The sequence below is a fragment of the Leptolyngbya iicbica LK genome, assembly GCF_004212215.1.
Taxonomy (GTDB): Bacteria; Cyanobacteriota; Cyanobacteriia; order Phormidesmidales; family Phormidesmidaceae; genus Halomicronema; species Halomicronema iicbica.
In genome coordinates, this window is record NZ_QVFV01000004.1 from 252844 (window position 1) to 273886 (window position 21043).

Here is a 21043-nt window from a genome sequence, read left to right on the forward strand (position 1 = left end):
CAGTGCCTCCTTTAGCACGTGGGCCGACGACGCAGACACACCAGCGTCGTGTCGTCGGGGAGTAAGCCGGGCTGCTTGACCACATGCCGACGCTCCCAGTCGGGCTGTACCTGCTCGTGGTTGATTTGGGTCAGCCTTCGCCGCACCCGATCCGGATTTTGAAAATAGGGGTTTTGCCAGAATTGACTCAGTTCGCCCACGGGTTCCGTCTTGCCCGGTAGGGGCAAAGAGGCCGCCGCCATTAAATCCACAACCCCGTCGCTACCCAGTAACAGCGTTGCCACTGTCTCTGTGGGCTGCTGGCAATGGATCTGTAATGGTGGCGGCACAACGCTGAGCGCATCTGCGGGCAAGAGGTGGTACGCCAGATAGGGCGGCGCATTGTGGGCATACGGGCCGAGCACCTGGATTTCGCCGTTGAGGGCATAGACGCCATCGCCTAAGCCAAACACGACGGTGTCTTGGGGCGTCACGATCGCCCCCAATAGGGTAAACAGCAAATGCTGCTGCACCGTCGCCGCGAGGTCATGACCCAGTTGTCGGGCTAGCGATCGCAGCCGCCTTAACACCTGTTGCTGCACTGTCGGCCAAAACTCGACATCGGTGAGCGATCGCTGGGTGAGTTGCCGCTGCACCGTGCGCACCGTGAGTGCGGCTCCCAATCGAGCGCCCACCTCACTGTGGGGCTGGCTGCCACAGCCATCGCACACCACTGCCACCAGTCCCTGCGGCAACAGGGTCCAGGCCCAAGCATCCTGATTATTTTTGCCGACACGACGGTGGTCGCGACCGACTACCGAGCCCGCCGCCACTTCAATTTCTAATTTCATGGAAGCCTCTAAACCTTTAGTGTTATTTCAACACTAAGTTCATTGGCTTCATCATAGTTTCGAAAACACACTATGTCAATTCTGAGGCAAAATAAATCTCGTGTTCCCTGCCGAGTGTGTTGGTCAATGGCTTCTACCTATTCCCACCCCCGTCCTGCTCTGACCGTGGACTGTGTTGTGTTTGGGTTCGATGCGCAGACCACGCTGCAAGTGCTATTGATTCAGCGCAAACTCACGCCCTATCAAGGTCAGTGGGCGCTGCCGGGGGGGGTTGTGCGATTGGAGGAATCGTTGGAAGCGGCTGCCCGCCGAGAACTGCGCGAAGAAACCGGGGTGGCTGACGTGTTTCTGGAGCAGCTCTATACCTTTGGGCAGCCCGATCGCGACCCCCGCGATCGCGTCGTTTCCGTGGCGTACTACGCCCTCATCAGCCTGGCCGGACACCCCCTGCAAGCTCGCACCGACGCCCAAGACACCGCTTGGTTCGCGTTGGATGAGGTGCCACCCCTGGCATTTGACCATCAGCAAATTTTGGACACCGCGATCGCCCGCCTGCGGGGGAAAGTGCGCTACGAGCCCATCGGCTTTGAGCTCTTGCCAGAAAAATTTACCCTCACCCAGTTGCAAAAGCTTTACGAAACGATCCTGGGGCAGTCCCTGGACAAGCGGAACTTCCGCAACAAGCTCTTAAAAATGGACTTGCTAGTTGCCCTGGATGAAACCCAAACCGGCGTCGCTCACCGCGCTGCCCGCCTCTACAAATTCGAGCCCCAGCGCTACGAGCAACTCAAGCAGCAAGGCTTCAACTTTGAGCTGTAACGGTTAGGGGACGGGTCCCTGAGGAGGGACTCGTCCCCTGGTGCCTTCAGTCGCCCAGCCACTTGACCAGTTGCAGGCAAGGATTGGCTGCTCCCCACAAGGTGGGAAATACCTGCAACGGCAAAAATCCCATCGCGGTGTAAAACTCACGGGTGTGGGCGTAAGGCTCGCTGGGGACATCGGCGCCGACGGTTTTGACCTGCAACAGTTGCACGCCCTGCTGGCGGAGGTGCGCTTCGGCCTGGATGACCAGCGATCGCCCAATGCCCCGCCGATGATAGGCCGGTAAGATGCCCATCACATGAATTTCCGCCGCCACCGGATTGTGGCGAGTCAGCGTCAGAAACCCGACGGGTTGATCATTGACCCAGGCCACCAGAGTCGGCTGCTGCTCAATGTCACGAATGTATTCCTGGGTAGCGGCTTCAATGCCAAACCACTCTGGTAACGCTCGCAAGATTGGTGCGCACGTCCTCGCCTGCCCCAAACTGGGTCCGTGAATATCAATCTTCATCTCAGTTTCCTAATCACTGCCAACACCGACCAGCGACATGCTGAATAATTCCTATTAATCACATTTGGGTGGCCTGATGCTGACATTGGTAAAAGCCCTTCACACCCTGGTTTTTGTGGTCATGTTTGGGGCCATTCTCTTTTTGCTGTATTGCGGCGTGACGAATCAACTTACCCGGTGGACCGCGATCGCCTTCGTGCTGATTTCGATCGAAGTGACCATTTACGTCAGCAACGGCTTCAAATGTCCCCTCAATACCCTGGCCGAGCGACTGACGCCCACTGACCAGCCCGTTTCCGATATTTATCTGCCCGTCTGGTTATCGCGGCAAGTGATCAATATTTCTACCCCGTTGCTCGCGATCGCGTGTGTGCTGCTGCTCGTACGTCTGCTGACTAATTAAGCGGCACCCATGCCCTCCCTGCCTGGCAGATCCGAGTCCATCGTTGCAGTCGCTATTGGTGGGTCAGCCGGCCGCGATCGCCCCCATGACCTACGAAAAGGGATAAGGCTTAAAAGGAATCCACTGCCCCCAAAGCCGTTTAAGTGTGCCGTCCACCATTAATGTCGTCATCACCGTATTGAGTGCGTCGAGTAATTCGCGGTTGCCAGGTAAGACGCCGACGCCAAAAGGATGTTGCGAGGGCATTTCAAAGGCGACGCGCACGCCATTGCCCTGGGCCTCAGCCGCTAACAACACAATTGCATCTTCCACGATCGCGTCAATCTGCCCTTTGCGCAGGGCTTGCAGCATCTCGACCCCAACCCGATGCTTGCCCTCAAAGTAAACCGGTTCAATATCCGGTGGCAGCAACTCTAGCAGGCGCAGACTCACGCTTTCTTGCAGCACCCCTACCCGTTTATGACTCAGGTGTGCTTTGCCTTCAATTTCCGCGTCTTCGCGCACCAGCACGGCAGTGTCAAAGCGCCCATAAGGCCGGGTGAAATCAGCCCAAGCTCGGCGCTCTTGGGTAATGATTTGGTTAAACCAGATGACGTCGTACTCCCCGGAGGCGAGTGCTTCATAAAACTGCTTGAGCGGCAAGTCAAACCAGACGGGAGTAAGGTTGAGGCGATCGCAGACTGCCCGAGCCAAGGCGGGTTCAAAACCTTGGCGTTCACCATCGCGAATAAAGCTCATCGGGCGGACGGGGATATCACTGGTGATGATCCGCAACTCGCCTGGCGCAACAGTGGTAAAGTCTGCCAAATTCTGAACGCCGGTCATCTTAGTCATAATGTTTGCCTCTCACCGTTGAGGGAGAAAAGAGCGATGCACGCCTAAATTCAACCTTAGTCTAGGAAACCCTAACAGACAGCTTTGACTCTGGGAAGTTGGTCGAGAGCCTGCATTGTCATGAATGCCAGCCTGTTGCCCAACGACTGTCTATGCTTAATCTGGCATAAGGCCGCCTCAGTGGCAGCGCTTTAAATCACTCGAGCCATCCCTCAAAACACGTTAGCCCCATGCATGGGTGCGTTGACAACTCTTCAACCATTCTCAAGTGAGACGACAGTGGCTTCAACCGCGAGGTTACTGAACCCTCAAATGCCGCCCTGAACCTGTCATGCCCCGTGCGCCTTGCTTATCCGTAAATTCTAAAGTAAAGACCATGACAGGTTCAGGGCGGTCGCTAGATGGCTGCTAAAGTGCGCCATCGGGGGGAGATACCGTCGGGGCTTGTTGTCCGAAAATTTTCTGACCGCGATTTATACCTCGGCAGTGGATGCCGTTGGCTCAGCGTGGCGTTGTAAAAGGGTTAGGCAGTCATTGACAGGGGTGTCTGCCGACATGGCGGCAACGAGGGCTGTATAAGCGTCCTGATGCTTTTCGAGCAGGGTTTTGGCCTGCAGGGCGGCCCACCGCTGACGCATCTGGCCCTCGGGAATGGGACGCTGTAGCTGCTGCCAGAGAATCGAGAACTTTTGGCGGTCGTCTTGGCCGCCCTGAGCTTGCCCGTAAACGAGCTGTTCGGCAGCAATGCCCGCCATCCAGACCGTGCAATAACGGTTGAGGGTCTGAGCTGGCAGTTGCCCCGTTTTCAGGGTGGCTTCTAGGTCGCTGGTGTCAAATTGTACGCCGCCCAGACCAGGCAGCCCTTTTTTCCAGGCGTCCCAAGCACTCAAGGTGTAATCCGTGACGGGAATGTTCAGCAAATAAGCGATGAGAAAGTGGCCGGCCTCATGATGGATAATCCGTTCGCGCTCATCTCCGGACAGGCGATTGAGGCCATTAATCAACAAATTGCCGATGGTGCCGTTAAAGCTGGCTTGGTCGAGAACGGCAATGCCTGCTAGCAGGGCGATCGCAACCACTGGCACAGCTTGCGGTATTTGCACCAACGGCCCGACGAGCATGCCCATCGTGACGGTAAAGATGGAAATGGCAATCAGATTGAGCGTTAATTGACCCATCGTTAGCAGACTTCCTCAAAATGAGCGATCGCGACCCTCACAGTGCCTGCTCCTATCAACCAGAGTATTTGGATTCGCGCGATTGAATGGGCAGGGCGTGATGGCGTTTCTTTAGCTTAGGAGGTCATCATCACTGCGTGCAAAAATCCAGCTGCACCCACGTGCTTCAGCCTATTTGCGGGACGTAACTGTGGCTTAGAGTCCGTATCAGTCACCAGGCAACCAAAAGGCAGCCGGTCGGCTAGCGATCGCCGTAAAACATCTCTAGACTTTCAGAATTGCCGACAAATCGCCAGTGCCAGGGCTCGTACTGGACTCCCTGGGCGTTGCCTTCGGGAAACGAGAGTTCAAAGCTGTAACGAGGAGCATTGGCTTCGAGCCATTTAAAGGCCGGTGTGGCTTCAAAATTGACGGCTAAATCCGTTTCAGGCTGATTGGCATCACCAATGTCGATCGCATAACCCGTGTGGTGCTCGCTGTATCCCGGTGGCGCGCTGACCTCGGCGCGAGTCGAAACAGTTTGCCCCCGCTCCGCCTTAATTTCAAAAAATAAATACTGTTGGTCAGCTACCGTGCGAAAGCCCGAAATTGGCAGCAGTGAGATGCCTGCGGCCTGAGCGTCGGCCACCATGGCTTCGAAGCTGGCCGCAGCTTCGGGCTGCATCAAAATTTCTGCGTTCAGCGTCAGCGGCACCAGGGCCGAGAGCTCGGCTTCCTCATAGGCCAGGTGACCCAGCAGCGAGGTTCGAGACGGCGTTGCCTCAGCGCCGACCATCGCACTCATCCCAGGCGTAGATGCACTGACCATCATGGGTTCAAAGGGTACGGGCAATGCTGCTTCGGTTTCTTGATAGGTGATCCATGAAACTGCTAGGCCCGCGATCGCGCTCAATAATCCCACTCCAAACCACATCAGCCACCGCCGCCAGCCTTGCAGTCCGCGGCGGCGGACACTAGCAGCACTACTCCCGTCGCGCTGGGCTACAGGAATGTCATCGGCTGGGTCATAAAAGTTGGGCTTCACGATTGGTCTCAACCCCTACAGCAGTACTAAAACCGGTTAACTAATTGAACAAAATGCATCCTGATAGTGGTGGATGTCAGATCGCACCCGCAGGACAAGTGTTCGTCTTCTTTCTATATGGTGGTCAATGGAGCATACACCGTTGGACTAAAACTGGGATGCCCTCGGGGGCATTCGCCAACATCGCTAAAACGAATGCAACATACCCAGTAAGTACCTACTCAACAGATTCTCTCCGCGCCCTCAGTGAGCAATTATGCAGGCTATTGTAAAACTCGTAAATCATCTGACACGACAATCCTCCGAGTATCCCCCCATAAAATTAGGCCCCCTTGGCTAGGTCATCTGTGCAGTTGTCGATTCCAGAACCGTAATCTATCTGAATTTTGCGAAATCCGGGGAAATAGCCCCGGATACTGGGCTTTACAGTAAGCTCATAGAGTAGCACTGGTGCCATTGTGGATTTTCTGCCAACAACTCACCTGTGGGCAGCAAATAAAGCTGACATGGCTGCGACCTCTTCTCGTCGCACCCGGTTTCGTATTGCGCAGCTAAGTCGGCAGTCGAGTGTGGCGTTGGTGGGCGCGATCGCCCTTATTCTAGTCAGCCCCACGATTGAAGCCAAGATTTTTCCACCGGCTGGGGTGGCTTACATTGCGCCACCGCCCGGTTACAACCTCAATATTCGCAGCGGGCCGGGGACCCACTACCCAGCGGTCAATACCCTGCGTCGGGGTACCCCGATCACGATTACCGGGCATTATGAGCACGGCTGGGCACAGCTGACCGATCGCAGTTGGGTGGCGGGCAATCTGATCGACTCGCGACAGCCCGTAGGTGGGGGCGGTGGCCAGCAACAAGGTGTGCCCTCGGTGGCTTATATCGTTGGTCCCAATAACGTCAACATCCGCACTGGCCCCGGTATTCAGTATCCCGTTGTGATTACGTTGCCCCCTGGTGCCCAAATTCAAATCACTGGCTTTTTTGAGCATGGTTGGGCCCAACTCGACGACCGGAGTTGGGTGGCTAGCAACCTGATCCGCATCGGTGCGCCCATTGTGGATGATGGCGTTCTGCGGTTAGGCAGTCGCAGCCCGCGAGTAGTGCAAGTCGAAATTCGTCTGCAAGAGCTGCGATATGTTACGCCGGAATTTATTCCCGATGATTATTTCGGCTCAGATACTGAGCAGGCAGTGAGAAACTTCCAACTGTGGAATGGCTTGCCGCAAACGGGAGCCGTTGATCAGGCGACGAACGATCGCCTCTTTAGTGCCAACGCTACGGCTAACCCCTATCAGCCAGCCCCAACGTACAGAGAATTACGTCTCGGGATGCGCTCTCCTGATGTGCGGCGCTTAGAAATTCGCTTGCAAGACCTCAACTATTTTCGCGGTCTCATTCCCGATGATCTGTTTGATCAAAATACTGAGGAAGCGGTGCGTAATTTCCAGCGGCGCAACGGCCTACCAGTCAATGGGGTGGCGACGGTGCAGATGCAGGAAGTCTTGTTTAGTGAGAGTGCCATTCGCAATGACGATCCGCCGGTAGAACCGCCCACTGAGCCGCCCGCCGAACGACCTACCTTCCGTTTGGGCGATCGCGATCCTGAAATTCGCAATCTAGAAATTCGGCTACAAGATTTGAACTATCTGCGTGGCGTGGTGGCGGATACCCTCTTCGGCCCGGAAACTGAAACCGCGTTCCGCAATTTTCAACAGCGCAATGGTTTGCCGGTGAATGGCGTCGCTGATCCGCGTACGCAAGACGTGCTCTATAGTGACGCGGCCATTCCGAATGACGACGATGGCACTGACCCGACCAATCCCCCTAATCCTCCTGAGCCGGGTGAAGGGCAGGCCACGGTCAGAACCCGTGATGGTAGTGATGCGATCGCCTTCACTGGCCCCGGTCTTGAATTCGATCTAGCTGGATTCGTCCCAGATGGCACCATCGTCACCTTGACTGGCACGGTCGAAAATAACTGGCATGAATTGAGTGATGGAAATTGGCTTGAAAGCTCTTTCCTCGTTTTTTAGCGATCAGAACAATCGGCTTTCAGGGGACTGTTCCCTATCGGCATAACCGATAACATCAGGCACCATTCGAGGGAACCGTCCCCCAGTTGCTGGCGAATACCGCGCATGTTTTCCACGCTTAAAAGGTTGTGCGATCGCGACCACTGCAACGATTTCTAGGGAATGCGATCGCGTCAGGGGCGACTGGTATGTGCAGTGCTTTCCCGCTGCTCCGAGGACAGTGACCACTCCCATCCTGATACGGACGCATTGAGCGGGTTTCTCTATTTTGGCCAGCTCAAATGACCGGCAGAATTCGCTAATGTGGTCAGAGAATGACGCAGCGACAGGTAGGGAAATGGATAAGTTAGCAGCCTTGCAGGCCCTCTTTGCGGAGATGGATAGTGCCCTGGTAGCGTACTCGGGGGGCATCGATAGCACGCTCGTGGCGAAAGTGGCCTTTGATGTGTTGGGCGATCGCGCCCTGGCCGTGACCGCCGATTCGCCCTCGTTGATGCCCGAAGATTTGGAAGATGCCAAGGTGCAGGCGGCAGAAATCGGCATCACCTATGAAATCGTGAACACCCACGAAATGGATAACCCAAACTACACCAGCAATCCGGCCAATCGCTGCTACTTCTGCAAGAGTGAGTTGCACGATACCCTCAAGCCCCTAGCGCTAGAGCGCGGCTATCCCTACGTGGTGGATGGGGTTAACGCCGACGACCTGAGCGACTATCGCCCGGGGATTCAAGCTGCTAAAGAGCGAGGAGCGCGATCGCCCTTAGCCGAGGTCGGCATTAGCAAGCTCGAAGTGCGAGAAATTTCGCGATCGCTGGATCTGCCCTGGTGGGATAAGCCTTCGCAACCCTGTCTCAGCTCGCGCTTTCCCTACGGCGAAGCCATCACGCCCGAAAAACTCCAGCGGGTTGCGCGAGGTGAGCGCTATCTGCGGCAACTGGGTTTGCGTAATCTGCGAGTGCGATCGGCCGGTGACACCGCCCGCATTGAACTGCCGCCCAACGATATTCAAGCGTTTGTTGCGGCGACCGATTTACCCACACTAGTGGCCGCATTCCAAGACTACGGCTTTACCTACGTCACCTTAGATTTAGAGGGCTATCGCAGCGGCAAGCTCAATCAGGAACTCACCCAACAGCCGCCCTTAGTCGAGTCGCGATAACAGTCTTCTAAAGACTGCGGCCTGGTCGAACAATGACATAAATCTCTTCAGAGGTCACGCCCAAAACTGTGCGCCACCCCGCAGTCCCCGGTGGCACTATCGCAGAACTTCGTTGAGGCGTCTGAACCCGAGGTTATTCATCCCCTTCGCCGTCGCAGGGTATGGTTTTGCCTGCCCTGAACGCGGCTTCGAACCGTGAGATCACAGACACCGTAGACCTTCGGAAAATACGGCTTAGATGGAAGCGGTGTAGCAGCATTCTCAGGGTGAATTCTGAGCATATTAATGACGAATCAAAACCCAAATCAGTGATTTTCTCTAGAAGTACACTGATATTTCTCTAAATCATCTAATGACTCAGAAAAAGCCTCGAAAAATTATTGCCAAATAAAAATAGTTTCTCTCGACTTTTGAAGAACTGAAGGAAATATTTTGGGATTTTAAAGAGACGCTGAAGTGCTTAAAGTAGCGCATAACTACTGAATTCTTGCCACTTGTGCTCTGGGTATTGTAGGTACATAGACACATGTGAGTTCCATCATGAAAATCGGTATTGTTAAACCTTTTGCTGTAGCCGCTACGTTAGTCATTTCAGGCCTCATGGCCGCCGAGGCACAAGCTTTCTCGTTTACTCAAACTGAAGCGACTAATTTAGAAGTCCAGAACAAGGCACTCTTCGATTTCTTTAAGTCGCATGTCAACACGGAAAGAGCAGCACTGAGTGCTTCAGAGTTGAAGCCTCTAGATGCTACAGGGCTCCTATTCGACACGAGTGAAACCGTCGAAGTCTATTTCATGTATGAAGGTGCTGGCTATAAAAACGAAGTATTGTTTACAGCCGATAATCAGGCTCCCAAAACACTAATTGCTAATGCTTCATTGCAGGGCTCTGGTGGGACTCTCAAATCAGGAGATGGCTGGATTCTGAGTGACTTTAGCGGACTTCCTGGTATCGCCCAATTTGAGTTCTTGATTCGGTCTAACGGTTACAACAAACCCAATAATACGCTGCTCTATACGGATGCCAGCAAAAACTCGGACGGCTTAGAGCATGTCACCGCGTTTGGCTACACCGATGAAAAGACAGGCGAATACTACACTTTCATCGGCTTTGAAGATATTGTCGGGGGCGGCGATCTCGACTACAACGACGTTGTGTTGGTCGCCAAAGGCTTCACCAATCCTGATGCGCCGGTGGATGTGCCGGAGCCGATTTCTGGCTTGGCGGTGTTGGCAGTGGGTGCTGTAGCCGTTGGTGGGGCTTTGAAGAAAAAGATGGCGTAACGGTTTGTTGACCTCGGTACTGAGAATAGGATGACGGAAATCCCTCTGGTTTGATGATCAGAGGGATTTTTTTGCGGTCGCTATCACGACCAGCGGCTACTAGAGAGTATTCATTTAACTAATGCCATCACTCCAGCAACGCCACTATTGATAATGTCCGCTAGGATAGTTGCCGATATGAGATGTGTTGATCATGCTGCATCACGCTCTGGTCGCCTTGAGTTTGCTGTCATTGCTGGGTGAGCAACCTGCTCCGGTCACGGCTCTAGAGCCGATGCCCTGGCCTGAAATGGCCACCATTGCAGGTTGGGAGTCGCCGTGGGTCTTGAAGATGAATGCCCCCGATCCGCAGGCGAAGGAAATCGTGCGGAGCTATCTGACAAATTTAGCGGAACTTGGGTTTGCGCCGGAGGACCAGGGCCTCTGGGTGCAAACAGGCGCGACCGCGATCGCCGTTAATCAACCTTATCGACCGTCGCCTGCAGCCTCTCTGACGAAAATGGCGACCACCCTAGCGGCGTTAGAAACTTGGTCGGTCAATCATCGGTTTGAAACGCGCATCGGCCATACTGGAACCCTGGAAAATGGGGTGATTAACGGTGATCTAGTCATTGAGTGGACGGGGGATCCCTATTTTGTGTGGGAGGAGGCGATCGCCCTGGCGAACACGCTGAACCAACAGGGCATTCAGCAGGTAACGGGCAATCTTGTGGTTTTAGGCGAGTTTTCGATGAATTTCGAGCCTGATTCTTACCGCTCTGGGGAGCTTTTCATCCAAGCTGCCGATGTCAATCTTTGGTCGGACGAGGTCTACTACGTTCACAACACGATGCCGCCCGAGACCCCTGCACCCACCTTGGCGATCGCGGGTGAGATTATTGTGCAACCTCTCGCCACCAATCCTTTACAGCTAACTTGGTTGGTGCAGCATCAGTCTTTGCCGTTGGTGCCGCTACTCAAAGCCATGAATATTTACAGCAATAATGCCATGGCTGACCAGTTTGCGCGGGCCTTGGGAGGCGCCAACACCGTGGCGGCCAAAGCGGCTGATCGCACGGGCGTGCCGGTCTCAGAAATTCGTTTGATCAACGGTTCGGGTTTAGGGATAGAAAATCAGCTTTCGCCCCGGGCTGTAGTGGCGATTCTGTTGGGTATTCAGCGCGAATTGCGTGCCCATGATCTTTCAGTTTCGGATGTGATGCCGGTCTTTGGTCAAGATGAAGGCACCCTGATTTATCGAGAATTGCCGCAGCAAGCCGCCTTGAAGACCGGGACGTTGAATACGGTGAGTTCGTTGGCGGGCTATTTTCCGACCCGCGATCGCGGTCCGGTATGGTTTTCCATCCACAACTGGGGTGGTGATTTAGACCTTTTCCGGGCGCAGCAAGATGCGCTATTACTGGCACTGCAACAGCATTGGGGGGCTGCCCCATCACCTACTACCTTTGTGCCCAAAGTCATCATGGACCAACCGCCTTATGTATTAGGCGATCCGAGCCGAAACTTGGTCGTGAGCGGTGACGCTAGCTCCTGATGGTCACGACTCCTGCCTGGACTCTTGAGCTGTGTTGCCCAGAGTGGGAGATTCTCGGCTGGAATCTGTGGACTTTCTACCTTAGAGTCATAGATGGAGATTTGCGGTCACGCCTGGGGAGAGAGCGACGTGCATTTTCAATCGGTCATCACAACTTTGCATGAGTTTTGGAGCAATCAAGGCTGCTTGATTGTGCAGCCCTACGATACGGAAAAAGGGGCGGGCACCAAGAGTCCCCATACGTTTTTGCGAGCGATCGGGCCGGAGCCTTGGTCGGTGGCCTACGCAGAACCCTGTCGTCGCCCTGCTGATGGCCGCTACGGCGAAAATCCTAATCGCTACCAGCACTACTACCAATATCAGGTGTTAATTAAGCCGTCGCCGCCCAATATCCAAGACGTTTATCTAGACTCGTTGCGGGCTTTGGGGATTAAACCCGAAGATCACGATATCCGCTTTGTGGAAGACAACTGGGAAGATGCCGCCGTCGGTGCTTGGGGGGTCGGTTGGGAGGTCTGGCTCGACGGTATGGAAATTACGCAGTTTACCTATTTTCAGCAATGCGGTGGCATTGACTGTCGCCCTGTTTCCATTGAGCTGACCTATGGTTTGGAACGGCTGACGATGTATCTGCAAGAGGTGGATGCGATCGCCAAAATTCAGTGGAATGACACCCTGACCTACGGCGATGTGCATATGCAGGGCGAGATCGAGCATTCCAAGTACAATTTCGACGAGTCGAATCCAGACCTGTTGTTCACCCTCTTCAACTTGTATCAGCAAGAGGCAGAACAGCTGATGGAAAAAGGGCTAGTCTTGCCCAGCTACGACTACGTGCTGAAGTGCTCTCACACCTTTAACTTGTTGGATGCTCGGGGCGTGATTTCGGTGACGGAGCGCACCCGCTACATTCGCCAAGTGCGGGGCCTGGCTCGTAAAGTCGCGCAACTCTATTACGACCAACGCGAAGCCCTCGGCTTTCCCCTGCTCAAAGAATCGGCGGAAAAGGCTGCGTAACGCCCACTGATGTGGCATGTTGAGAGATGTAACGACGTCAACATGTCGCAGAAAGGAGATTTGTCGTGGCTGATCAACTCACTGTTTGGCTGCAGCCGATTGCCGACTGGTTCGCCGGCTTCAATATGCCAGAGCCGATTGTTCACTGGGGCCACCCATTGATGATGGGCATCGTCATTTTCGTGTTGGGAATTTATACCGCAGCGGTTGGTTGGAAAGGCCGTAAGGCTGAAGAAGTGCCGGTGCGAGCCAAAGCCTTGTCTGACCACAAAAAGCTGGCCCCGATGATGTCGCTATTCATTGCACTAGGGTATACGGGCGGCATTTTGTCCCTCGTCATGCAAGGTCATCCGATTCTCCACAGTGCGCACTTTTGGACTGGCTCAGCAGCGCTGGGCGTGTTGGGGGTGAATGGCGCAATTTCAGCGTCGAAGTTTGGTGGCGGTAAGCCAGCTTTGCGAACGGCTCATGCTTACATTGGCACGATCGCCATGGTGGTGCTATTTGTGCATGCGGCTTTGGGTGTGAAGCTGGGATTGTCGATTTAAGCGCCACGCTGTTCGTCGGGGGCTAGAAGGTCAGCGTCTTGATGAACATCATGACTCCAAGGAGAACAATCTTGCCCCTCGGATTCGTGGCCAAGCGTAAACCTGTGAGGGGACATTTCCTGGCGAAATCAGCTGATAGATATCGTTTCCGGTTAAAGGAAGCGTCTTCGCTGCCGTGTCCCCTCCCTACTCACCGCACCAAGGCGGGGGACTTCGCGAAGAGTAGTTGCGACGCCCCGGCAACTTGCATCTGGGGATGAACGCTATCGGGCAAGTCAGGCAGGCGGATCACCGTTTGTTCGGGGAACGTATTCGGCGGTAAGTCTTGGCCTGGGGCATAACGGTTGTGGACGATGTAGTACTGGGGCACTGACATGTCATTCAGGGTTGCTGTGAGCCGGGTCGCCTCAGCCAAAATTGCCGACTGATTTTGTACTACGCCAATGAATTCAGTATGGGCCGGATCGGTCAGTCGCTTTTGCGCGTTCATCACTTGCTTGCGTAGACCGCGCAGGCGACTCATTAATTCAGTCCGGCCCACCACGTCTTGATACTTGATCCACAGTTTGAAAATCCAGGCGAGCCAGTCGCCTAGCGCTGTGGGCATTTCTAAAAAGCGCAGCAAGTGTCCTGTGGGAGCCGTGTCCAGTATGATGAGCTGCTCTTGATCCTGCTCCAGCAGGTCAATCACGGTGATTAGGGAGAGCATTTCATCAATTCCAGGCAGGGCTTGGGCGACGATTTGCCGCCAGGCTTCGGGTCCATAGGCAAGCTGCAGGCGATCGTCACCCGTGTCGCCGCTCATCATTTCCGCCAGTTCCCACAGGTAGTCATCGCGAAACTGTTCTAGCACCACGTCCGCATCTACTTCTTGGGCGGTGAGGTTCTCGGTAATAGCGATCGCTTCATTCGACAATGGCGTCTCTAACACGTCACCGAGGGAATGGGCCGGGTCAATGGACATCACGCGGACGTTAGCGTTGGGATGTTGCTGGGCTTGGCCCCACGCGATCGCTGCAGCCACGGTAGTTTTGCCGACGCCACCTTTGCCTCCCAAAATCACGAGTCGTCGCCCCTCAGTGATGAAATCAGGGAGTCCCGGCGACACCGGTTCGGGCCAAGCCAAAGGCTGCGTCTGAATTTGAGGATCTTGCCACACCTCAGTGGGCGCAAGACCAGTCAATAACGTTTGTAGTGCTGCTCGTCCGACGGGTTCTTGTGCCTGTAGCGGCAAGCCTACCAAAGTATCGGCTGCGGTGATTTGGGCAAACTGCTCCAGCTGGTGTCGCTGGGGGGCGCTGCCCGTCAGCCGGTTAACCAAGATACCCCCCAGGGGAATCTGCAACTCGCTCAGCGCTTCAACAAAGCGTTCGGTTTCGTGCAGGCTGAGCGGTTCGGGAATGGCAACGACCCAGCAGGCGGTGCGGTGCGGGTCTTGTAGCTGCGATCGCCCGGCGGCCAAATCCGCTGTCATATCATCCAAAAACGTGTCGGCGTCATCCTGCTCATAACGCCCCGATAGGGACTCGATCATGTAGCGATGCTTGTCTTGAAAGAGTCGCAATGACGCCAGCAGCGTATCCAAAAAATCCATCAGGCCAAACAGGTTGAGGGTATGACCGCTGGGGGCCATATCGACCACCACGCGATCGGCCTCGCCCGCCCGCAAAATGCGCTGAATTTCCAGCAGGCCCATGAGCTCATTCAGGCCAGGCCAATCCATGTCCCACACGGGAGACAGGTCATCATTTTCGACAAAGCTGCCGCGTTCTACCAGCGTTTCGAGCACATGACCATAATCGGCTTTAAAGATCGCGAGCAAGCGTTCAGCATCCAAAGCGCGGATGCGTAAATTGGGCAGGTCGGGATGCGATCGCGCTTCATCATCCACTGGCAGCAGCAACACATCTCCCAGCGAATGAGCCGGATCGGTCGATAGCAGCAACACGGTTTCATCTGTGTTGGTTTGGGCCTGGTCAAGGGCGATCGCGCAGGCAAAGGTCGTTTTACCCACCCCCCCTTTGCCGCTCACGAGCGTCAGTTGCGGTAATTCCATCAAGTTCATCTAAAGTGTGCTGCGCTGACGTCTTTGCTTTCAGCATGCCCAACTTTCTTGCGGTGGCAGCGACTACGGCAACAATCTCTACAAATTGTTGAAGTTGCAGATGTTGGCTCTGGGGTACGAGAGCGTCGGCTCAAATCACGGCCACGACTGGCTTACCTCCCTGTCCGCGTACCCTCTGATACAAACACCGATGCTGACAGCAGAGTACCGTTTAGGACACGTTGTGTCTTTATCGTAATTAGTTCAGGAGTTCATTGCATGGTTGCCGCCCCTGACCTTTCGCTGCCTCGCAATTGCACCTTTACTCCTAGCGATTGGCAAGCCTTGGCCCCGTTCTGGTATCCGGTCGCGTTTTCGACAGAAATTACGACCGAAAAGCCCTACGGGACGCGACTGTTAGATGAGCGGTTAGTCCTTTACCGCACGCCCGATGGGACGGTGACGGCGGCGCGAGATTTGTGTCTGCATCGTGGGGCCCCGCTGAGTCAAGGGTGGATTGAGGGCGATCGCCTGGTGTGTCCTTATCACGGGGTGCAATATGACGGTGCCGGGCAGTGTGTCTGCATCCCGGCAGAACCGAACGCGGCCATTCCCAAACGACTCAAGCTAACGACTTATCCAGTGCGAGAACAATACGGTCTCGTTTGGGTCCGGCTAGTCGATAACGGCCCTGTGCACTTTCCCGAAATGGCAGAGTGGGACGACCCGGATTATCTTCAGGTGATTCCCGATAAAGTTGAGCTCGAGGCTGCGGCTGGGCGGCAGGTCGAGGGGTTCCTGGATGTGGGCCACTTTGCGTTTATTCACGTCAAGTCCTTTGGCGAAAGCGATAATCCTGAAGTGCCCGACTACCCGGTTGAGCTGACCCCGGCGGGCTTCAAAGCCGATTACATCAGCACCGTTAGCAACTATCCTCACGGCATGAAGCATCTAGCACCGCCAGACTTTCAGTGGCGACGACTGTTTGAGGTGTTCTTGCCGTTTACGGCTAAGCTATCGGTCACCTTTCCCAACGGGATGTTGCATATTCTCAACGCGGCATCTCCCGTATCGGCCCGCAAGACGCGAGTGTTTTGTCCGATTTGCCGCAACTTCGACAAAGATGCCCCGCTGCAAGACACCCTCGATTTTAACCATCAGGTGTTCGCCGAGGATAAGGCGATCGTGCAAGAGCAATGGCCGGAGGATTTGCCTCTCAAGCTATCTGATGAAATCCACATCGCTGGTGATAAGAGTTCCATTACCTTTCGCAAACGGTTGAAGGAGCTGGGGCTCGGCCACTCGTTCACGGCTTAGTGCACTGCTGAGTTGCCATTGTGAACAAGGGAAGCGATCGCACTAACATACCCTCTGGTTGGCCATACCGCCCCTCTCGGTCATTTGCCTTGGGGCCTTGGCATTGTTGAGAGATGTCTCGTCGATGCGCGTTGTAGCATTATGGATGAATGCTGATTTGGCTTTGGTCAGGGCACCTCAGGGGCCGTTATTCTGACAATCAAATCAAATAGTTAAGTTGCTAAATAGAGACAATACTTTAGGGCGACGACGATTTCAGCAAACTTTGTTATTCTCGTTTGGGAGGATAAAACTTCAGAGTTACCCTTAGAGCAGAACGGCTAATTTTCTATTTTCGCGCCTTTCTCAGAGAGTTCGCAGCTTTATGAAAACCAACGCCGCTAGAATCCTTGAACAACAACAAGTGCCTTACGAGTTGCTGACTTATGATGTTGACCCGCAGGATTTAGCAGCAGAGCGGGCCGCAGACAAGTTAGGGCTACCCTACGAGCAAGTCTTCAAAACGTTGGTGGTGAGGGGTGATTGCAGCGGCGTGTGTTTTGCGGTAATTCCGGCCAATGCCCGCCTCGACCTCAAGGCTTTAGCCAAGATGTCAGACAACAAAAAGGTCGAAACCGTTCCGCTTAAAGAAGTTCAAAGCCTGACAGGATATATTCGCGGAGGGGTGACGGCGCTCGGCAGTAAAAAGCCCTATCCGGTATTTCTCGATATTTCTGCGACCCAGTTTAATAGCATTGCGGTGTCTGCGGGCAAGCGGGGACACATGCTGATGGTTTCCCCCACGACGTATCAAATTACCGTTCAGGGCACTATTGGCGCGATTACTCACAAGCTCTGCTGAGCGCTGCGGATGCGGTTCAGAGGCGGTGGGGATGTGGCGCGCGTGCATACTTGCGCCACTGCTCAGAGGACGTTATCTCCGCTCTAAACGGTGGCAAAAAAGTCCTTCGACTTGTCTGGGTCAGCGTTCATAGTTTTACCACCGGGTTGCCAATCGACTGGACACACCTCTTCGGGGTGTGCCTGCACATGCTGAATCGCTTGTAGCACCCGCAACGTTTCATCGACGCTGCGGCCAAACGACAAATTATTGACGGTGCTGTGTTGAATGACGCCCTCTTTATCGATGATGAATAGCCCCCGCAAGGCCACGCCGGCATCTGGATCTAACACGTTGTAGGCGGTGCTAATTTCTCGTTTGATATCTGAGATGAGGGGATAGTTGAGGTCACCGACCCCCCCTAGCTTCCGCTCAGTCTGAATCCACGCCAAGTGGGCAAACTCACTGTCAACTGAGACACTCAGCACTTCGGTATTCAGTTCTTTAAACTCGGCGTGGCGATCGCTAAAGGCCACTACTTCTGTGGGGCAGACAAACGTGAAGTCGAGCGGGTAAAAAAATAGGATGACGTATTTGCCGCGATAATCCGACAATTTAATGGTTTTGAATTCTTGGTCAACCACTGCGGTCGCAGTAAAATCAGGAGCCGACTGGCCGACACGAAGACAACCATCTAGTGGGGTAGTCATCTCAGGTAATCCTCACAAACTATGCTTTGCCAAAGTGTCGCGGGGGCGATCGCCCAACCCACTGCTGTGATCATCAGCATTGAGCTATCAGGAATAGCAAGCGATACCCGCCCGTCTACTGTAGTCCGATTCGGCAGAACGTGCTGTTAACTAGAGTCACAATGTAAAGTGCTGGGTGGGATGGTGATCAGATGGTTGAAGGATGCGTTTAGCAGTTGCTGGCAGTCTCTATCTCTGGGCGGCTTATCTGGGGGCTTGTGCCCCCACTGAGGCTCGCCAATCGCTGTTAGCGACCTTGGCACTGTCGCCCACGGTGATGGAAAGTCTGGCCTATCCGGAATTTCTCATCGATGCGGGTGGGGCTGCTGCTTACCGTCAACAAGGTATTACTGCACGACAACAAGACGATTTGGTTGGGGCGATCGCGGCGCTTAAAACGGCTGTTGCCCTTGATCCGACTCACGTGCCCAGTTATGTGCTGCTGGGCTGGACGCAACATTTGGCGGGCGATCGCGAGACAGCTATTGTGACCCTAAATCAAGGGCTGGTTCGTGACCCGGAGCACGTGCCCGGGCTCAATGCGCTGGGCATTGCCTATTTAGTCAAAGGTGATCTGGCAGCGGCGATCGCCACCCATACCCAGGCCAAAACTCTCAAAGCCGATAACGAAATTGCTTACTACAACCTCAGCCTGGCCTATCAGCGCCTGCCAGATGTGGCGGCGGCGATCGCCCATGCCGAGCAGGCGACACAACTGGAACCGTACAACCCCCACCCCTGGGTGGCGCTGGCCCTGGCCCACTGGAACGATCAGAATACAGCCGCTGCGGTTGCCAACTATCGGCAAGCGTTACAACTCGATGGCCGCTATTCTGAAGCGTATCATCTCGAACATTTGCTGCGGGCGGGGTTTAGCGCAGAGCAGATTCAGCAGGTAGAGGAAATCCGGACTCAACTCTAGGGACCGTCACACTCACCTTTGCGCTGCTTTGTTGAGAGGGAGGTGACAGCGATAGTGTGGGTATTTTGGGCGCTGCGTCGGGGCATTTCCGGTCGGCAGGACTGGTTAGCAGTAGCGATCGCGGAACGCCTCGACCACTTTTTTCAATGGCTCGTCCAAGCGCTCCCACACGGCCTGGTGAATGTGCTCGGGAATGTCGCCGTAAAAGGCTTCGGCAATGCCTCCGGTGATGCAGGTGAGGGTGTCGGAGTCGCCCCCGAGGGAGACCGCATTGCGGATGGCATCTTCGAAGTCGGTTGAATCTAGAAAGGCGACGATCGCTTCGGGCACGGTGCCCTGGCACGATTCGTTAAAGCTGTAGGTCGGTCGAATCTCATCGACGGTGCGGTGTAAATCGTAGCTAAACTGCTCCGTGATAAATTCGCGGATGTCGGCCTTGGCTTTGCCTTGCCGGGCCAAAAAGATCGCCGCAGCAGTGGCCTGAGCGCCTTTGATACCTTCGGGGTGGTTGTGAGTGACGGCGGCGGTTTTTTCCGCCTCTTGCAGTACCATCTCGAGGGAAGTGCTCGCGAATCCGACCGGGCTCACGCGCATGGCGGAACCATTGCCCCAACTGTTATAGGGAGTTAGTGTCGGGGCGGCTGCCCATTGGTGAAAGCGGGCACCATAGCTGCCAGTTGGGTTGGGGTAGCGCCAGTAATAATCCTTAAAGGCTTTGGCATACTCACCCCCGTGCAGCAAAACGTCTGCCACCGCTACCGACAAAATGGTGTCATCGGTAAAGGTCGTCGCCTCGGTGAATAACGGAAAGTCTTTGCTCCGGCGATTATCAAACTCATACACCGAGCCAATCATGTCGCCTGCGATCGCCCCTAACATTGGCTCCTCACTTCGGTTATAACCCGATTTTCAATCCTTAGCTCACAGGTTAGCTGAGGATATGAATTATGGTGCCGCGGCCCCGATTGCTGGACGTGCTGGCTTCACAATGCACGTGACATTTGGTTAGCGGGGCACTGCTTGCCAAGATTTCAGCAGATCGGCACGAGGGTTGAATTTCTCGAGCGATCGCAATTCTTGGTACAGCCTTTGCTCGCGATCGCTGAGCTTGGCGGGCATCACGATATCGACCTCCATAATCTGGTCGCCCCGGCGATCGCGCCCCACCGGATAGCCCCGTCCGGCGAGCCGCAGTCGCTTGCCAGCCTGTACGCCAGCGGGCACAGTCATTTGCACCGGGCCATCCAGTGTCGGCACAGTGATGTTGCTGCCTACCGCCGCTTCACTCGGCGTCACCGGTATGCGGCAGAAAATATCATTGTCAATCAGCTTAAAAAACGGATGCGGCTGCACCTCGATGCGCAGGTAGAGATTGCCGCCACCCATGCCCTGGCCTTTAAGGCGAATGCGCTGCCCAGTCACCATGCCCGGTGGCATATCCACTTCAATGGTGCGGCCGTCCTCTAGGCGAATGCGCTCTTGCCCCCCGCTGTAGGCCCGCTCTAGGGGCACGGTCAGGGTGGCTTCGGCATCGCGGCGATTGCTACTAGCAGCACTGCTCCGCGCCGGATTACGGGCCGTTCCCGGACGAGAAGCAGGCCGCGGTTCGGTGCGCGAATCTGGCGCGGTTCGACCATTTGGCGAACGCGCTGGCTCATCCCGGCGGTTCAATAGCTGATCGATAAAAGAGTTGAAGTCGCCGAGATCGCTAAAGTCAATATCTTTGAAGGAAAACTTGCTGCTGACCCGCTGCCGAAAGCCTTTTTGCTGCCAAAAGCTGCTGTATTCTTCGTATTGCGATCGCCGCTCGGGGTCAGAAAGCACTTCGTAAGCTTCGCCTAGCAGCTTGAACTGCTCTTCCGCCGCTTTGTCGCCAGGGTTCAGGTCAGGGTGATATTTGCGGGCTTGTTGGCGATAGGCGCGTTTGATGTCGGCCCCTGACGCATCTTGGTCCACTCCTAAAATTTCAAAATAGTTGCGAAAGTTTTCCATAGACGCAATCAAAGCG

General features: G+C 54.9%; 20 protein-coding genes. 11 read left to right on the forward strand and 9 right to left on the reverse strand.

The features are described 5' to 3' along the window. Positions 1 to 11: 11 nt before the first annotated feature. On the reverse strand, positions 12 to 830 hold the full coding sequence (locus tag DYY88_RS16905) for a protein phosphatase 2C domain-containing protein (protein ID WP_039726470.1): 819 nt from the start codon (positions 828 to 830) through the stop codon (positions 12 to 14). Between the two features lie 126 nt (positions 831 to 956). Between DYY88_RS16905 and DYY88_RS16910 the strand changes: the two genes are divergently transcribed. Next, positions 957 to 1649: an NUDIX hydrolase gene (locus DYY88_RS16910; RefSeq protein WP_039726471.1), complete on the forward strand. Its 693-nt coding sequence runs from the start codon at positions 957 to 959 to the stop codon at positions 1647 to 1649. 46 nt (positions 1650 to 1695) lie between these two features. Here the strand turns inward: DYY88_RS16910 and DYY88_RS16915 are convergent, their stop codons facing one another. Next, on the reverse strand, positions 1696 to 2163 hold the full coding sequence (locus DYY88_RS16915; protein WP_044151166.1) for a GNAT family N-acetyltransferase: 468 nt from the start codon (positions 2161 to 2163) through the stop codon (positions 1696 to 1698). Positions 2164 to 2239: 76 nt separating this feature from the next. On the opposite strand from DYY88_RS16915, the gene DYY88_RS16920 reads away from it, so the two are divergent. Then, a complete protein-coding gene (locus tag DYY88_RS16920) occupies positions 2240 to 2566 on the forward strand; it encodes a hypothetical protein (protein WP_052288363.1) in 327 nt (108 codons plus the stop codon). A gap of 90 nt (positions 2567 to 2656) precedes the next feature. Here the strand turns inward: DYY88_RS16920 and DYY88_RS16925 are convergent, their stop codons facing one another. The 3 genes from DYY88_RS16925 to DYY88_RS16935 all read right to left on the reverse strand — a co-directional run bounded on the left by DYY88_RS16925 (position 2657) and on the right by DYY88_RS16935 (position 5602). After that, complete coding sequence (locus DYY88_RS16925; RefSeq protein ID WP_084607037.1) at positions 2657 to 3400, reverse strand: substrate-binding periplasmic protein; 744 nt, start codon at positions 3398 to 3400, stop codon at positions 2657 to 2659. Positions 3401 to 3873: 473 nt separating this feature from the next. Next, positions 3874 to 4578 (reverse strand): M41 family metallopeptidase, encoded by a 705-nt coding sequence (locus tag DYY88_RS16930; protein ID WP_039726475.1) that lies wholly within the window; start codon positions 4576 to 4578, stop codon positions 3874 to 3876. 241 nt (positions 4579 to 4819) lie between these two features. Next, positions 4820 to 5602: a M15 family metallopeptidase gene (locus DYY88_RS16935; RefSeq protein WP_242517633.1), complete on the reverse strand. Its 783-nt coding sequence runs from the start codon at positions 5600 to 5602 to the stop codon at positions 4820 to 4822. 506 nt (positions 5603 to 6108) lie between these two features. Between DYY88_RS16935 and DYY88_RS16940 the strand changes: the two genes are divergently transcribed. From DYY88_RS16940 to DYY88_RS16965, 6 genes are all read left to right on the forward strand, one after another. After that, positions 6109 to 7638, forward strand: coding sequence for a peptidoglycan-binding protein (locus DYY88_RS16940; protein ID WP_039726476.1), 1530 nt, complete (start codon positions 6109 to 6111; stop codon positions 7636 to 7638). Positions 7639 to 7975: 337 nt separating this feature from the next. Beyond that, entirely contained in the window at positions 7976 to 8800 is an 825-nt protein-coding gene (larE, locus tag DYY88_RS16945; protein WP_039726477.1) for an ATP-dependent sacrificial sulfur transferase LarE, read from the forward strand. A 540-nt stretch (positions 8801 to 9340) separates the two neighbouring features. After that, positions 9341 to 10084: a DUF4114 domain-containing protein gene (locus DYY88_RS16950; RefSeq protein WP_052288364.1), complete on the forward strand. Its 744-nt coding sequence runs from the start codon at positions 9341 to 9343 to the stop codon at positions 10082 to 10084. 193 nt (positions 10085 to 10277) lie between these two features. Next, a complete protein-coding gene (locus DYY88_RS16955; RefSeq protein WP_039726478.1) occupies positions 10278 to 11618 on the forward strand; it encodes a D-alanyl-D-alanine carboxypeptidase in 1341 nt (446 codons plus the stop codon). Positions 11619 to 11747: 129 nt separating this feature from the next. Beyond that, a complete protein-coding gene (glyQ, locus tag DYY88_RS16960; RefSeq protein WP_039729775.1) occupies positions 11748 to 12635 on the forward strand; it encodes a glycine--tRNA ligase subunit alpha in 888 nt (295 codons plus the stop codon). 65 nt (positions 12636 to 12700) lie between these two features. After that, complete coding sequence (locus DYY88_RS16965) at positions 12701 to 13183, forward strand: DUF4079 domain-containing protein (RefSeq protein ID WP_039726479.1); 483 nt, start codon at positions 12701 to 12703, stop codon at positions 13181 to 13183. Between the two features lie 190 nt (positions 13184 to 13373). Here the strand turns inward: DYY88_RS16965 and DYY88_RS16970 are convergent, their stop codons facing one another. Further along, entirely contained in the window at positions 13374 to 15239 is a 1866-nt protein-coding gene (locus DYY88_RS16970) for an ArsA family ATPase (protein ID WP_242517634.1), read from the reverse strand. A gap of 267 nt (positions 15240 to 15506) precedes the next feature. Here DYY88_RS16970 and DYY88_RS16975 point away from each other — a divergent pair, with 267 nt between their 5' ends. Both DYY88_RS16975 and ybaK read left to right on the forward strand, forming a co-directional pair. Beyond that, positions 15507 to 16544 carry an aromatic ring-hydroxylating dioxygenase subunit alpha gene (locus tag DYY88_RS16975; RefSeq protein WP_039726481.1) on the forward strand — a complete coding sequence of 346 codons (1038 nt, stop codon included), beginning with the start codon at positions 15507 to 15509 and terminating at the stop codon, positions 16542 to 16544. Positions 16545 to 16908: 364 nt separating this feature from the next. Beyond that, positions 16909 to 17385, forward strand: coding sequence for a Cys-tRNA(Pro) deacylase (ybaK, locus tag DYY88_RS16980; RefSeq protein ID WP_039726482.1), 477 nt, complete (start codon positions 16909 to 16911; stop codon positions 17383 to 17385). Positions 17386 to 17468: 83 nt separating this feature from the next. On the opposite strand, the gene DYY88_RS16985 is transcribed toward ybaK, so the two are convergent. Next, a complete protein-coding gene (locus tag DYY88_RS16985; RefSeq protein WP_039726483.1) occupies positions 17469 to 18074 on the reverse strand; it encodes a peroxiredoxin in 606 nt (201 codons plus the stop codon). 202 nt (positions 18075 to 18276) lie between these two features. On the opposite strand from DYY88_RS16985, the gene DYY88_RS16990 reads away from it, so the two are divergent. Beyond that, entirely contained in the window at positions 18277 to 19035 is a 759-nt protein-coding gene (locus tag DYY88_RS16990) for a tetratricopeptide repeat protein (protein WP_044151169.1), read from the forward strand. A 105-nt stretch (positions 19036 to 19140) separates the two neighbouring features. Here the strand turns inward: DYY88_RS16990 and DYY88_RS16995 are convergent, their stop codons facing one another. Continuing rightward, the gene (locus DYY88_RS16995) at positions 19141 to 19914 is read right to left on the reverse strand and encodes an ADP-ribosylglycohydrolase family protein (RefSeq protein WP_039726484.1); all 774 of its coding nucleotides are present in this window, start codon (positions 19912 to 19914) and stop codon (positions 19141 to 19143) included. 126 nt (positions 19915 to 20040) lie between these two features. Further along, positions 20041 to 21027, reverse strand: a complete 987-nt coding sequence (locus tag DYY88_RS17000; protein ID WP_039726485.1) for a DnaJ C-terminal domain-containing protein — start codon at positions 21025 to 21027, stop codon at positions 20041 to 20043. Positions 21028 to 21043: the final 16 nt, after the last annotated feature.